The 13,241-nt window shown below is 60.8% G+C and carries 14 protein-coding genes; 5 read left to right on the plus strand and 9 right to left on the minus strand.

Translation table 11 applies throughout. The annotated features are described in order from the left end of the window. Positions 1-31 precede the first annotated feature (31 nt). From ACJO3M_RS18250 to ACJO3M_RS18285, 8 genes are all read right to left on the minus strand, one after another. Entirely contained in the window at positions 32-841 is an 810-nt protein-coding gene (locus ACJO3M_RS18250) for a thiazole synthase (RefSeq protein WP_407002809.1), read from the minus strand. Between the two features lie 70 nt (positions 842-911). Next, positions 912-1,112 (minus strand): sulfur carrier protein ThiS, encoded by a 201-nt coding sequence (gene thiS, locus ACJO3M_RS18255; protein ID WP_407002810.1) that lies wholly within the window; start codon positions 1,110-1,112, stop codon positions 912-914. A gap of 19 nt (positions 1,113-1,131) precedes the next feature. After that, positions 1,132-1,500: a DUF423 domain-containing protein gene (locus ACJO3M_RS18260; protein ID WP_407002878.1), complete on the minus strand. Its 369-nt coding sequence runs from the start codon at positions 1,498-1,500 to the stop codon at positions 1,132-1,134. Positions 1,501-1,513: 13 nt separating this feature from the next. Beyond that, entirely contained in the window at positions 1,514-2,314 is an 801-nt protein-coding gene (locus tag ACJO3M_RS18265) for a symmetrical bis(5'-nucleosyl)-tetraphosphatase (protein WP_407002811.1), read from the minus strand. After that, positions 2,307-3,137, minus strand: a complete 831-nt coding sequence (gene rsmA / locus ACJO3M_RS18270; protein ID WP_407002812.1) for a 16S rRNA (adenine(1518)-N(6)/adenine(1519)-N(6))-dimethyltransferase RsmA — start codon at positions 3,135-3,137, stop codon at positions 2,307-2,309. Before rsmA ends, ACJO3M_RS18265 begins: the two co-directional genes overlap by 8 nt. A 1-nt stretch (position 3,138) precedes the next feature. Continuing rightward, the gene (gene pdxA / locus ACJO3M_RS18275) at positions 3,139-4,140 is read right to left on the minus strand and encodes a 4-hydroxythreonine-4-phosphate dehydrogenase PdxA (RefSeq protein ID WP_407002813.1); all 1,002 of its coding nucleotides are present in this window, start codon (positions 4,138-4,140) and stop codon (positions 3,139-3,141) included. Beyond that, complete coding sequence (locus ACJO3M_RS18280) at positions 4,137-5,471, minus strand: peptidylprolyl isomerase (RefSeq protein WP_407002814.1); 1,335 nt, start codon at positions 5,469-5,471, stop codon at positions 4,137-4,139. The genes pdxA and ACJO3M_RS18280 overlap by 4 nt, the downstream gene beginning before the upstream one ends. Before the next feature lie 54 nt (positions 5,472-5,525). Then, a complete protein-coding gene (locus ACJO3M_RS18285) occupies positions 5,526-7,856 on the minus strand; it encodes an LPS-assembly protein LptD (protein ID WP_407002815.1) in 2,331 nt (776 codons plus the stop codon). Between the two features lie 337 nt (positions 7,857-8,193). Here ACJO3M_RS18285 and ACJO3M_RS18290 point away from each other — a divergent pair, with 337 nt between their 5' ends. From ACJO3M_RS18290 to ACJO3M_RS18300, 3 genes are read left to right on the plus strand one after another with little or no spacing between them, the layout of a single operon-like run. Beyond that, a complete protein-coding gene (locus ACJO3M_RS18290) occupies positions 8,194-9,243 on the plus strand; it encodes an aminoglycoside phosphotransferase family protein (RefSeq protein ID WP_407002816.1) in 1,050 nt (349 codons plus the stop codon). Further along, positions 9,240-9,920 carry an N-acetylmuramate alpha-1-phosphate uridylyltransferase MurU gene (gene murU / locus ACJO3M_RS18295; protein ID WP_407002817.1) on the plus strand — a complete coding sequence of 227 codons (681 nt, stop codon included), beginning with the start codon at positions 9,240-9,242 and terminating at the stop codon, positions 9,918-9,920. The genes ACJO3M_RS18290 and murU overlap by 4 nt, the downstream gene beginning before the upstream one ends. Before the next feature lie 3 nt (positions 9,921-9,923). Then, on the plus strand, positions 9,924-10,679 hold the full coding sequence (locus ACJO3M_RS18300; protein ID WP_407002818.1) for a co-chaperone DjlA: 756 nt from the start codon (positions 9,924-9,926) through the stop codon (positions 10,677-10,679). A gap of 13 nt (positions 10,680-10,692) precedes the next feature. Here ACJO3M_RS18300 and ACJO3M_RS18305 read toward each other — a convergent pair whose 3' ends face one another. Continuing rightward, on the minus strand, positions 10,693-11,622 hold the full coding sequence (locus ACJO3M_RS18305; RefSeq protein WP_407002819.1) for a DUF3530 family protein: 930 nt from the start codon (positions 11,620-11,622) through the stop codon (positions 10,693-10,695). Positions 11,623-11,740: 118 nt separating this feature from the next. Between ACJO3M_RS18305 and rpe the strand changes: the two genes are divergently transcribed. Then, positions 11,741-12,427: a ribulose-phosphate 3-epimerase gene (rpe, locus tag ACJO3M_RS18310; RefSeq protein ID WP_407002820.1), complete on the plus strand. Its 687-nt coding sequence runs from the start codon at positions 11,741-11,743 to the stop codon at positions 12,425-12,427. Then, the gene (locus ACJO3M_RS18315) at positions 12,424-13,113 is read left to right on the plus strand and encodes a phosphoglycolate phosphatase (RefSeq protein WP_407002821.1); all 690 of its coding nucleotides are present in this window, start codon (positions 12,424-12,426) and stop codon (positions 13,111-13,113) included. Before rpe ends, ACJO3M_RS18315 begins: the two co-directional genes overlap by 4 nt. Positions 13,114-13,241 lie beyond the last annotated feature (128 nt).

Below are 13,241 nucleotides of genomic sequence, written 5' to 3' on the forward strand. Positions count from 1 at the left end.
TATTCAGTTTTGTACCGAATTGTTCACTAAATCAGAAGAACGTGCCATCGATGGGCGAGGACGCGCTGGCGTAGAGTTTCTTGGGCATGCGGCCCGCCAGATAGGCTTCGCGGCCTGCTTCAACACCGAGGCGCATGGCGTGGGCCATCTTGATCGGGTCCTGGGCCTGGGCGATGGCGGTGTTCATCAATACGCCGTCGCAACCCAGCTCCATAGCAAGCGTAGCGTCCGAGGCAGTGCCGACACCGGCATCCACCAGCACCGGGACATTGGCGTTTTCGACAATCAGGCGGATGTTGTACCGGTTCTGGATACCCAGGCCGGAACCAATCGGTGCGCCCAGCGGCATGATGGCAATACAGCCCATGTCTTCCAGGCGCTTGGCCAAAAGCGGATCGTCGGAGCAATAGACCATGACCTTGAAACCATCCTTGATCAGCTCTTCGGCAGCCACCAGGGTTTCGGTCATGTTCGGGTACAGGGTTTTCTCCTCGCCCAGCACTTCCAGCTTCACCAGATCGTGGCCGTCCAGCAGTTCGCGGGCCAGTTTGCAGGTGCGCACCGCATCCTTCGCGGTGTAGCAGCCGGCGGTGTTCGGCAGGATGGTGTAGTTGTCCGGGGAAATCACGTCGAGCAGGTTGGGCTCGTCGGGATTCTGCCCCAGGTTGGTCCGGCGTACCGCTACGGTAACGATTTCCGCACCGCTGGCTTCTATGGCATGGCCGGTTTCCATCAGGTCACGATATTTACCGGTCCCGACCAGCAGGCGTGAGTGATAGACCCGGCCTGCAAGTTCAAGGGGTTTGTCTTCTGGGAGCTGTATTGTTGGTTTTTCGCTCATAACCTTCCTGGGGCTGTAGGGATTATCGGGGATGTCATCGGCAGGATGAGCCGCGTCAATGCGGCATTACTCAACCGCCACCGATGGCATGGACGACTTCGATCCGGTCACCGTCGTTCAGGTGGAATTCCGGATGCTGGCTGCGGGGCACGATGTCTTCGTTGACTTCCACCGCCAGCCGTTTGCCCGTCAGGGCCATGTGTTCAATCAGATCCGCAATGGTTGCCTGGGGCGGGAGTTCAATACCATCGCCGTTTACCTGAACCTGCATGCTTACCTCTGTAAAGTCTCTAGCGCCGCAATCCGGCGATCAACAACAAAATCCAGCCCACCATGAAACAGACACCACCGATGGGCGTGATCGGCCCGACCCAGCGGATATCCGTCAGCACCAGTACATAGAGACTGCCGCTGAACAGCAGAATACCCGCCAGAAAAAATCCCGAGGCAACCGCCAACAGGCGGCGGTGAATTCCGATCCCGGTTAACACGGCCACGAGTATCAAGGTTAATGAATGGTATACCTGATAAGTGACGGCAGTCTGGAAAACTTCAAGGCCCCGGGCACTGACTATTGTCCTCAGGCCGTGGGCGCCAAAGGCGCCGGCCATGACCGCCAGCAGCGCCAGCAAGGCACCGAGTACCAGTGGCAGCCGCATGATGTCGGTTTTGCTAGCAGTCACAGTGAATTTTTTCCCCGCTATCGAGGTTCATGATGGTCAGGGCTCCACCCCAGACACACCCGGTGTCCAGGCCGATAAACTGTTCCTTGCCGGTTCTGCCTTCAAGGGCCGCCCAGTGGCCAAAGACCACTTTGACGCTGTCTTGGCGGGGGAACTCGAACCAGGGGGCAAACCCGTCCGGAGCGCTGTCCGCCGACTCCTTGGTGGTCAGTTCCAGGGTGCCGTCCGCCGCAATAAAGCGCATACGCGTAAAATAATTGGTAATCACCCGCCACCGGTCCATGCCGGTCAGGCTGTCGTCCCAGCGCTCAGGCTGGTTGCCGTACATATGGGTGAAGTACTCCTGCGCGCCGTCACCGGCAATCACCGCTTCCACTTCCCGCGCATGCACTGCGGCCTGTTCCGGCGTCCAGATGTGCGGCAGGCCAGCGTGAGCCATGACGAGATTGCGGGCAGAATCGTGGATACAGAGCTTCTGCTGCCGCAACCAGTTCACCAGCCGGGCCTGATCCGGAGCGTCCAGAATACCATCCAGGGTGTCTTTCTTGCGGGGCTGGTGGCCACCCAGGGCCACGGCCAGCAGGTGCAGGTCGTGGTTACCCAGAGCCACCACCGCAGCATCGCCAAGGCTCTCGATGAACCGCAAGGTTTCCAGTGACGCCGGCCCCCGATTGATCAGGTCTCCGGCCACCCAGAGCCGGTCCCGGGACGGCGAAAAATCGACCTTGTCCAGCACATCCCGCAGACGATCGTAACAGCCCTGGATATCGCCGATGGCGTAGTCAGTCATCACTCTCCCCGTTCTGCGCCTGGCTGTCGGCTTTACTGTCCACCAACCTATCTGCAATCGCCACGTAGTCCGCCAGCCCCAGGTTCTCCGGCCGCAGTCCGTCATTGATGCCCAGGCTCTGCAGTTGCTCCACTGTGACCAGTCCCGCCAAGGCCTTGCGCAAGGTCTTGCGGCGGGCATTGAACGCGGTCCGGACCACAGCCTGCAACGTGCCGAGGTCTTTGGCCGGATGCGGCAACGTGGTGTGCGGCACCATGCGTACAATGGCGGAATCCACCTTCGGTGCGGGTCGGAATGCTCCTGCGCCGACTTCAAACAACGGCTGCACCTTGCAGAAATACTGGGTCATGATGCCCAGACGACCGTAGTTGTTATCACCCGGCACGGCGGCCATTCGCTGCACCACTTCTTTCTGCAGCATGAAGTGCATGTCCTGGACAACACCGGAGTAACTGAGCAGGTGAAAAATCAGCGGCGTTGAGATGTTGTACGGCAGATTGCCGATAATCCGCAGCGGCCTGTCACTGACCAGTTGGCTGAAATCGAACTTCAGGGCATCCGCTTCGTGAATCCGGAAATCCGGGTAATTGAAAAATTTGGTCCGCAGAACCGGGATCAGATCACGGTCAAGCTCCACCACCTGCAGTGCCGGGTTCACCGCCAGGATTTCCTCGGTAATAGCACCCAGACCGGGGCCGATTTCCACGATGGCATCATCGGCCTTGGGATGGATGGCGCGGATGATGCGCTCGATCACGCCAGGATCGTGGAGGAAATTCTGACCGAACCGTTTTCTGGCCTGATGGCCGGGTTTGTTGCTCACGCTAGCTCTCTTTTGCCAACTTTCGGTAAATCGCCATCTGTTCACCGACCTTGATGGCGGTCTGCAGGCTGCCTGCGTCCGCTTTGCCGGTACCAGCCAGATCCAGGGCGGTGCCATGGTCAACCGAGGTGCGGACGATCGGCAGCCCCAGGGTAATGTTAACCGCACGGCCAAAGCCCTGGAATTTCAGTACCGGCAACCCCTGGTCGTGGTACATGGCCAGGACCGCATCGGCATTGTCCAGCCAATGAGGGGTGAACAGGGTATCCGCCGGCAACGGGCCGGTCAGGGTGATGCCCTCGGTACGGAGGTTGTCCAGCGTCGGCTCGATCACCTCCAGTTCTTCCCGCCCCAGGTGACCGCCCTCCCCCGCGTGGGGGTTGAGGCCGGCAACCAGGATGCGCGGATGTTCGATACCAAAGAAGGTGCGCAGGTCGTCATTGAGGATCCGGGTCACCTGGGTCAGGCGTTCCGGCGTAATCGCCGCGGCGACGTCTTTCAGGGGCAGATGGGTGGTGACCAGCGCCACCCTGAGCTCTTCGGTGGCCAGCATCATCACCACCCGCTCAACGCCACAGAGTTCCTGCAGGAACTCGGTATGGCCGCTGAAAGCGATACCGGCGTCATTGATCACACCCTTATGGACCGGTGCAGTGACCATACCATCGAAGAGCCCGTCCAGGCAGCCCTGGGCCGCGACCCTCAAAGTGTCGAGCACGTACTGGCTATTGCCAGTGTTCAGTGTGCCGGTGTCTGTACTGGCCAAACCCTCAACATGGTACACCGAGAGGCGCCCCGACTCCCGCGTGGCTGCTTGACCAGGCCGCCACGGTTCCAGAATCACATCCAGGCCCAGTTGTTGCGCCCTTGCCTCTAACAGCGCGCTGCTAGCCACCACAACAATGCCCGGCTGACGGGTTTCCGCCGCCAATTGCAGGCACAGTTCCGGGCCGATACCCGCCGGCTCACCGGCAGTCAGGGCAAGGATGACCGGGTCGCTCATGACTCCTCGGATGCCTCATTTTCGTCAGCGTATTCATCCTTGAATTCAACGAATGCCTCGTCACGAATCTCCCGCAGCCAGTTCTGCAGCTCGGTGTCGAACTTGCGACGGTATATCGCCTGACGGGCTTCCGACTCGCGGACTTCGCCGCTGATGTCCTTCTGGCGGCGCTCCTGCACCTCCAGGATATGCCAGCCGAACTGGGACCGGAATGGCCCCTTCAGTTCACCGACATTCGCATCCATCATGGCTTGCTCAAACTCGGGTACCATCTGACCAGGGCTGACCCAGCCCAGGTTGCCGCCATCGGAACCGGACACCGGGTCGTCCGAATGCTCTCTGGCCAGTACCGCAAAATCGGCGCCGTCACGGATCTGCCGGTACAGGTCACGAATAGCGCTTTCCGCCTGAGCTTCCGAGACCGTCTCGCTGGTTCTGATCAGGATATGACGCACCCGGGATTGCTCGATCACCTGGTCGCCTTCGCCACCGCGCCGATCGCGTACCATCACCAGGTGAAAGCCGTTGTTGTTGCCCAGTACCCGGGACGGCACCCCGGTCTCCAGTTCCGGTACGACGGATTCCAACAGCGATGGCAGCTGACTTCTCCTGCGCCAGCCCATGTCACCACCCTCCAGGGCATTGGCGGCGTCGGATTCGGCCACCGCAACTTCCCGGAAATCACGACCGCCGACAATCTCTGAACGCAGCCGTTCGGCCTTTTCCCGGGCGGCAGCAACGGCCGACTCATCGTTCGGGTTATCCACTTCAACGTAGATGTAGGCCAGTTGATACTCCTCATTGCTCGGCTCACGGGAGGAGAGTGCCTGCAGATAGTTCTGCACCTCGCGATCGGTCACGCGCACGCGGTTGCCGACCTGGCGTTGCTGCACGCGGCTGGTCAGCATCTCGTTGCGGATCTGCTCACGGGCCTCGCGGTAGCTGACCCCTTCCGCCGCCAGTTGCTGCTCGAACTGGGCCATGGTCATGTTGTTGCGCCGGGCGATGCCGGTCATGATTTCGTTCAGTTCGTTGTCACTGATCCGCATACCGCCACGTTCCGCCATCTGCAACTGGATCGACTCGGTGATCAGCTGATCCAGCACCCGCTCCTCAAGGATGTCCCTTGGCGGCAATCCGGTTCCCTGGGCCTGCAGTCTCCCCGCGATGGTATCAATACGGTTATCCAGCTCGCTCTGCAGGATCACACTATCGTCCACAATGGCCACAACCCGATCCAGCGGCTGACGTTCAGCCTGTGCGACCGAGGTCACCATCACCGCCAGGAGGACCAACAATGTCTTTGCGCAATGGCGAAGGTTCGCCTTCATAATCACCTCTGATAAATGAACAGTCTTTCTGCGGAACGCCCGCTACACGCTGATTCAGTCGTACCTTGTGGCCGTGCCGCCAAAGCGACGGCGTTCCCGCTCATCAAATCCGTAGATGGCTTCGGAGATCCGATCGGAAGAACCGCCACTGCCACCCAGCCCCTTGAGCTGGATCTGGAACAGCATGCGGCTTTCCAGCTCCTCATCGTCGGTCAGGTAGTTCTGGTGGACCACCTGAACGCTCCAGCAACAATTATTATATTCAATGCCCGCCAGTGAACCGACGGTGCGATCCAGCTGGGAGTCGTAAACCCAGCGGCCAATCAGACTAACACGGTCTGTGACAGGAAAAACTGCCCCGATATCCGACTGTTCCAGTTCGTTTCTGCTGTAGGTATGGCCAAGTGTCGCCAGGTAACGGTAATCCTCCGAATGGAAGATAAGCTGGCTGCGCCCTTCCTCGGTCTGCTGGGTGTCCGGATCCCACAGACCGGAACTGCGGATATCCAGCGTCTCCAGCGGGCGAAGAAGCACTTCCCCTGCCAGCGGTGAGTCGCTGCGGTCGTCCGCGCCGCGCCCCAGCAATGTCACTTCCCGGTCATCGTAATAGTGCACCTGCCCGATACTGAAGCGGGCCCGCTCGGCGCCGGTGACCAGGTCATTGAAACGACTGGTCAGGGCCACCGTCAACTGATTCGCGTCGCCAACCCGGTCGCCGCCGGTGAAACGGTTACGCCGGAACAGCTGGTCAAAGCTGAACGAGCGGAGCGCGCTATCGAAATCGGGAATCTCGTCCTGGTCGGCATCGGCGTCGGCCCATGCGTAATACAGGCGGGGCTCCAGCGTCTGGTTATAGGGGATATCGAACAGGCTGGACTGGCGATCAAAATACAGCCCCGAGTCCCACTCGAAGACCGGCACGGTGCGATCAAAGCCGGCACGGTTCAGTTCATAGTCTTCCAGTTCATAGCGGGTGTAATCCAGGCTGACCGACGGACGGGTAAAACCCCAGAGTGTCCGCAACGGCAGAGCCACTTCCGGTATCGCCCGCAGCCGCTGACCGTTGGCCCGATCCAGACCAGTCAGCTCAGCGTTGTCCCGGTAAAAATAGGTGTACTGGCTCTCCAGGTTGGTTTCCACCGGCCCAAGGTCCGTAGTCATGCCGTAGATCACTTCCGGCAACTGGGCATAAGGTTTGTTGCGTTCGGCAATGCGATCGGTGACCGTCTGGTAGCCGTTGGCGTAGACCTCGAAATACTGCGAGTCATCCCGATAGCGGGCGCCGCCACGGCGCTGGAGGTGCGTGGTCTGGTTGATTTCCAGGTTCTGGTTCAGGTCGCTCAGGTAATCCTCGTCACTGACCACCGAGTAATCGCCATAGGCATTCCAGCCGCCGCCGAGCCCGGCACGGGTGGTAAAATCCAGCGCCCAGCGCTCGCCATCCTCATCGGGAAATTCGTTCTGGTACTCAAGGTCGTTATTGATGTATCCGAGCTGCAGGACCGATTCGCCCCAGGGGCTCAGGTAACGGCCTTCCACTTCGTTAAACAGGCCCCGGCCATGAATATACTGCGGCGTCAGGGTGGCGTCGTAGTGGGGCGCCAGGTTCAGGTAATAGGGAACCGATAGATAGGCGCCGCTGCCGGCATTGGATGTACCGAACGAGGGGTACAGGAAACCGGTCTTGCGGCGATCATCAATGGGAAAGCTGGCGTAGGGCCAGTAGAAGACCGGCACGTCCTTGATCCGCAAACGCACGTGTTTGGCGGTACCAAAACCTTCCCCCTGATCCAGGTGGATATCAGAGGCAACGATGGACCAGTCGTTCTGGTTGGGCGCGCAAGTAGTCAGCGAGCCCTCACTGATCAGCACCTGATCCTCGGCGATGCGCGACAGGGTTCCCGCCGACCCGCGCATCTCCGCGCCGTGAAGCAGAAACGTGGCGGTATTGATATCAAAATGTCCGGTGTTTACATCGTAGTCCGCCTGTTCACCGGTCAGCAGGAACGCCTCCCCACGACTGACCAGGGGGCCGGCCACGGACACATTACCGTTCACCTGATCATAACGGGCTTCGGACCCAGTCACCGAAAAACGCCCCTGGCGCATCCGCACATCGCCCTGAAGGTATAATTCGGAATCCAGCTCATAGCGGGCGGAGAGGCCGCTGGCATGAAGGGGCTGTTCCGAATCCGGCGCGGTTCCGAACGTACTGCCAGTGCCAGGCGCCGTCATCGAGGCTTCCGAGGGCAGGTAACCACCTTCACAAAAGGCGGGCAGGGTATTGCGCACCGATTCCGGCAACCCGGACCTTGGGCGCCAGTCGATTTCAGCGGCGGACGGTGCATCGTCCCCCAGCACTGGACCCGACCAGGCTAGCGCCATGAATGCGAGACCCGCTCCGCACGCAAGCTGCCTTCCCTTGGGGTGCCTCGACCGCTGGGCCGGTGTTCGCAGATTCCTGGCTGGTACTGGCACGGTGGTCGGGTTCCTTTCAAATGGTTTGAAGGCCAAGGGCTTCACAAATGGCTTGAAGGTTCAGGGATTTCAGGGCGCCTAGTTTACACGGGGCTCCCCGCCTTGTTAACGGAAACCCGACTTTGCTGCAAAACCGTTTTACCCTCTCTATACTGATCTGCTAACTTTCAGCTCTATCAGGGAGCGTCTGAATAACTCCCTGGCCACACGTAACATTCACCTTGCCAGGACAGTTGCCAGCTTCATGGATACCCGCCTGAAAATGCTGACCCAGTGGGTCCGACAGATTCCCGGCCTGGAGCAGGCCGCCCCGACCGCGGTGTCCGGAGACGCCAGTTTCCGCCGTTATTTCCGGGTATTCGGCAACACGGCCACCGGCCAGCGCCCCTATATTGTCATGGACGCACCGCCGGATCATGAAGACTGCCGCCCGTTCGTGGCCATTGCGCGCCACTGGCACGCTCAGGGCGTATCGGTTCCCGATGTGGTGAAAGACGACCTGGAGCAGGGCTTCCTGCTGCTGGAGGATTTCGGCGACCGGCTCATGTTGGGCGAACTGACCCCCGACACGGCAGACCACCTTTACCAGGGCGCGCTGACGGAGCTCCAGCGCATCCAGCAGCTCACCGAAACGCCGGATTACCCCCTTCCGCCCTATGACACCGCCCTGCTTGACCGCGAGATGGCGCTGTTTCCCGACTGGCTGCTGACCCGGAAGCTCGGGCTCAAGCTCTCCAATGTCAAACAGGCCATGCTGGACACCGCCTTTGCCTTTCTGCGGGAATCCGCCCTGGCGCAACCGGAGGTCACGGTGCACCGGGATTATCACTCCCGCAACCTGCTGGTTCGCTCCGATACCGATTGCCCCGGGGTCATCGATTTCCAGGATGCCGTACGCGGCCCGGTGACCTATGATCTGGTTTCCCTGCTCAAGGATTGCTATATCCGCTGGCCGGAGGCGGATATTGTCCGCTGGGTGGAGCAGTACCGGCAATTGAGCGCGGACGCCGGTCTGCACAAGGCGGACCCGGACACCTTCCGCCAGTGGTTTGAACTGATGGGCATGCAGCGGCACCTGAAAGCCGCGGGCATTTTCGCGCGCCTGTCCCTGCGCGACGGCAAGGATGGTTACCTGGACGACATTCCCCGCACCGTCCATTACATCATTGAAGCCAGCGCCAGGCAGGGTGCCCTGAGGCATTTCCATGAATGGCTGTCGGACACCGTGATGCCAAGGATCGAACAGGTGATTGGCCCGGCACCCACGGCCACCGCACAAAAGGCACCACAGTGAAGGCGATGATCCTGGCAGCCGGTAAAGGTGAACGCATGCGCCCGTTGACGCTCACCACCCCCAAACCCTTGCTGGAAGCCGGCGGGAAGCCTCTGATCGTTCATCATCTGGATAACCTTCGGCGTGCAGGCTTTTCCCATGTGGTGATCAACCATGCCTGGCTCGGCGAGCAGATCGAGCATGCCCTGGGAGACGGCGACCGGTTTGGTGTGCGCATTGAATACTCACGCGAGGCCTCGCCCCTGGAAACCGCTGGCGGCATCGTCCAGGCCCTGCCCATGCTGGCGGCCGGCGGTGATGACTGGTTTCTGGTGATCAACGGGGATATCTGGTGCGACTTTGACCTGAGCAGCCTGACACCGCCGGAAGACGCCGATGCCCTGCTGGTGCTCACCACTAACCCCGACCACAACCCGGACGGCGATTTTCACCTGGGCGACGATGGTCGCGTCAGCACCGAGGGCGACGGCAAGCTGACTTTTTCCGGGATCAGCCTGCTCCACCGGCGCCTGTTCGACGGGTTGCCTGCCGGGTCGCGGAAGCTGGCCCCGATCCTGCGGGCGGCGATGGCAAAGGGCCGGGCCCGGGGGGTGTACCACGACGGCGACTGGATGGACATCGGCACGCCCGACCGTTTGCGCCAACTGGACAACCTGCTTCACGTAGGCCAGGGGTAAGCCATGGCAGCGAATGATCGTGACAACATGCTCCCGGCCCGTCTCGATGCAGAGTTTTCCGAACTCCTGAAAGAGCTGTCCTCCTGCGGCCACCAGGCCAGCGAGCTGATCACGCGTACCAGCCTGCCGGGCTGGTGCCGGCGCAGCCTGTTCTTCTTTCTGGGCTACATTGCCAGGTCCGAAGGCCGGGTTACCGAAGCCGATATCGGTTTCGCCGAATCCCTGATGAAAGCGCTGAAATTATCCCGGCGTCAACGGCGCAAGGCCATCAACTGGTTCCAGAAGGGCAAGGATGCCAGTGAGCTACCAGCCCTCCGGGCGATGAGACTGCGAATGGTGCACTATCTGTGGCCATCACCGGCGCTCAGGATTGCCATCTGCCTGTGCCATGCCGCCCAGCTTCAGGGCAAACCCCGGAAGCCACGACGCTATCGTTGCGAGGACGCCATCGACCAGCTCGGGCTACCGGTCAAAGTCAGTGATGACATCCTCGAGAGCTACGCCTGCAAGGTCTGGATCACCCAGCCGGAAAGCCAGCCTCCCCCCACTAGCTACGAACAAGCCTGCCGGTTACTGGGGGTAACCCGCCGCGAACCCCTGGAGGGCATCAAGCGCGCCTACCGCAAGAAAGTGTCGGAATGCCACCCGGACAAGCTCGCCCAACAAACCCTGAATGCCACCGAGCAGGCCCTGGCAAAAGACCGGTTGCTGCGTTACCAGCAGGCGTGGGAGCTCATCAGGAGCCACCACGTCCAGTAGTACAGCAATCCACTCAGTCGGCGTTTAACCAGGCCTGTATGCGGTTGGCCAGAGCCCCGGCATTCCGGACCCCGGGGGGCGTCCTCATGGCGACGGCCTGGGTCTGATAACGGCCAATACCGGCATCCCTGAGGCGGACCGCTCGCTCGGACGGCAGCATCGTGGCGGCATTCGAATCCTGCCGCGCGCTGTGGAGGTGGAGCACTGACAGTCCATCCCTCCCTGCCAGCATCTCGTTCAAGGCCTGGTCGTTACCGGGATAGAACCACGGCGCAATCCAGACCATCTCGCTTTCGCCATCATTACCGCTGGCAAAGCGGGCCATGTGAACCACACCCTGCCCCAGCGCGACCAGCACCACCCGGTCATAGCCCCGCTGCCGGAGATCAGCGGATGCGGCGTCGAGCAGGCTCTGGACCCGGTCATTGTATCGGGTTTCAAGGTCTCCCAGATCGCCGTCTTCCATGACGTTAATCATTACTGATTCTGCGTTTTCATCCCCCGTCACGCTGCCGGCAGCCCTGTCCGAGCGATCACCGCCATGACGCCAGAACTGCTGTACCGCATACGGCGGCGTTTCCAGCCCCACCGTCATCACTGCCCAGCCGGACGATTTAAATGGCTCGCCAAGGGCCGTCAACAGGTTGGTCCCGGCGGGTTGGCCTTCATCCGCCAGCATCAGCACCGCCCCCTTAACCGGCGTCCGAAGCTCCGGCTCGAACAACGCCAGCCCGGTTTCGTCACCTTCCAGATCCAGTCGGACGACATCGTCCGGTCGCTGCACAGCGACCGACTCCGACCCCATACCGGTGGAAACCGTCACCCGCTCGGCCTTCTGTTCGGCCTGGTTGTCGGCATCCTGCGCCAGGACAGGACCAGTCATCGTCAGAGGCAGCACCAGCCCCACCAAAGGCAATACCCATTCGTTGTACCAATTGCTCACAAGCACTCACTCTTTACGCTGCGAAAAACCATTGCTGAACTGGTAGACTAGCACCCTATCGGATTCAAGCGGCAGGACCGCTGACCATGCCAACATCAATCCAATCGAGAGAGCCGTCATGAACCCTTACCAGATTGCCCCATCGATCCTGTCCGCGGATTTTGCACGCCTGGGGGAAGAAGTCGATACCGTTCTCGCAGCCGGAGCGGACATCGTGCACTTCGATGTCATGGACAATCACTACGTGCCCAACCTGACCATCGGCCCGATGGTCTGTGAAGCCCTGCGCAAGCACGGTGTCACCGCCCCCATCGATGTACACCTGATGGTATCGCCGGTGGACGACCTCATCCGCATGTTCATTGACGCCGGGGCCAGCTACATCACCTTCCACCCGGAAGCCTCTGCCCACATTGACCGCTCCCTGCAGCTGATCCGGGACGGTGGCTGCAAGGCCGGCCTGGTGTTCAACCCGGCCACCCCTCTGCACTACCTGGATCACGTGATGGACAAGCTGGACATGATCCTGCTGATGTCGGTGAACCCGGGCTTCGGTGGCCAGAGCTTTATCCCCGGCACCCTCGACAAACTGCGGGAGGCCCGCAAGCGCATTGATGCCAGCGACCACAACATCCGTCTGGAGATCGACGGCGGCGTGAAAGTAAACAATATCCGCGAGATCGCGGAAGCCGGGGCCGACACCTTCGTCGCCGGTTCCGCCATTTTCAACACCGACGATTACAAGGCGACCATCGATCAGATGCGCGCCGAGCTGGAGCTGGCCAGAAAGAGCATAAACCAATGAGCCTGAATGGTCTGTTCAATGCCCGCTGGCCGGGCGTGGCCCTGTTCGATCTTGACGGCACCCTGGTAGACAGCGCGCCGGATCTGGCAGCCGCCGTTGACCAGATGCTGGAACACCTCAGCCGGCCAGCCGCCGGCATCGACAAGGTACGGCAGTGGGTCGGCAACGGCGCAGCAATCCTGGTGCGCCGGGCACTGGCGGATGCCGTTGACTGGGAGCCGGTCGACACCAAAAACGACGCCCTGTTCAACGATGCCCTCGCCATCTTCTCCCAGGCCTATACCCGACTTAACGGCCAGCACTCGGTGGTCTATGCTGGGGTGGAAGACTGCCTGGCGCAACTGGCCGAACAGGGTTGCCGGATGGCGGTGGTCACCAACAAACCGGAACAGTTCGTAGCACCGCTACTGGAACAGATGGGACTGGAACACTGGTTCGACCTGACCATCGGCGGCGACACCCTGGCGGTCAAAAAACCGGACCCGGCCCCACTACTCCACGCCATGGAGACCCTCAACGGAACCCGCGGCACCACGGTCATGGTGGGTGACTCGGCAGCGGACATTAACGCCGCTCTCGCAGCAGGCATTCCATGCGTGGCGGTACGCTATGGCTACAATTATGGCCCACCCGTGGACTCACTGGGTGCGGACACAGTGGTTGATTCACTGGCTGAGCTTTTGTAATCTCACAAGGATAATACGTTGATTACTTCATTTCGGGAGATTCCTGCCGTGCAGGGACTGAATCTGACTGCAGCGCGAGGCATCCTGACAACCCGCGCAACACGATGGTGGCGATGGCGCACTGGCTG

Origin of the sequence: Marinobacter alkalisoli, from assembly GCF_045449795.1 — a bacterium.
GTDB lineage: Bacteria > Pseudomonadota > Gammaproteobacteria > Pseudomonadales > Oleiphilaceae > Marinobacter.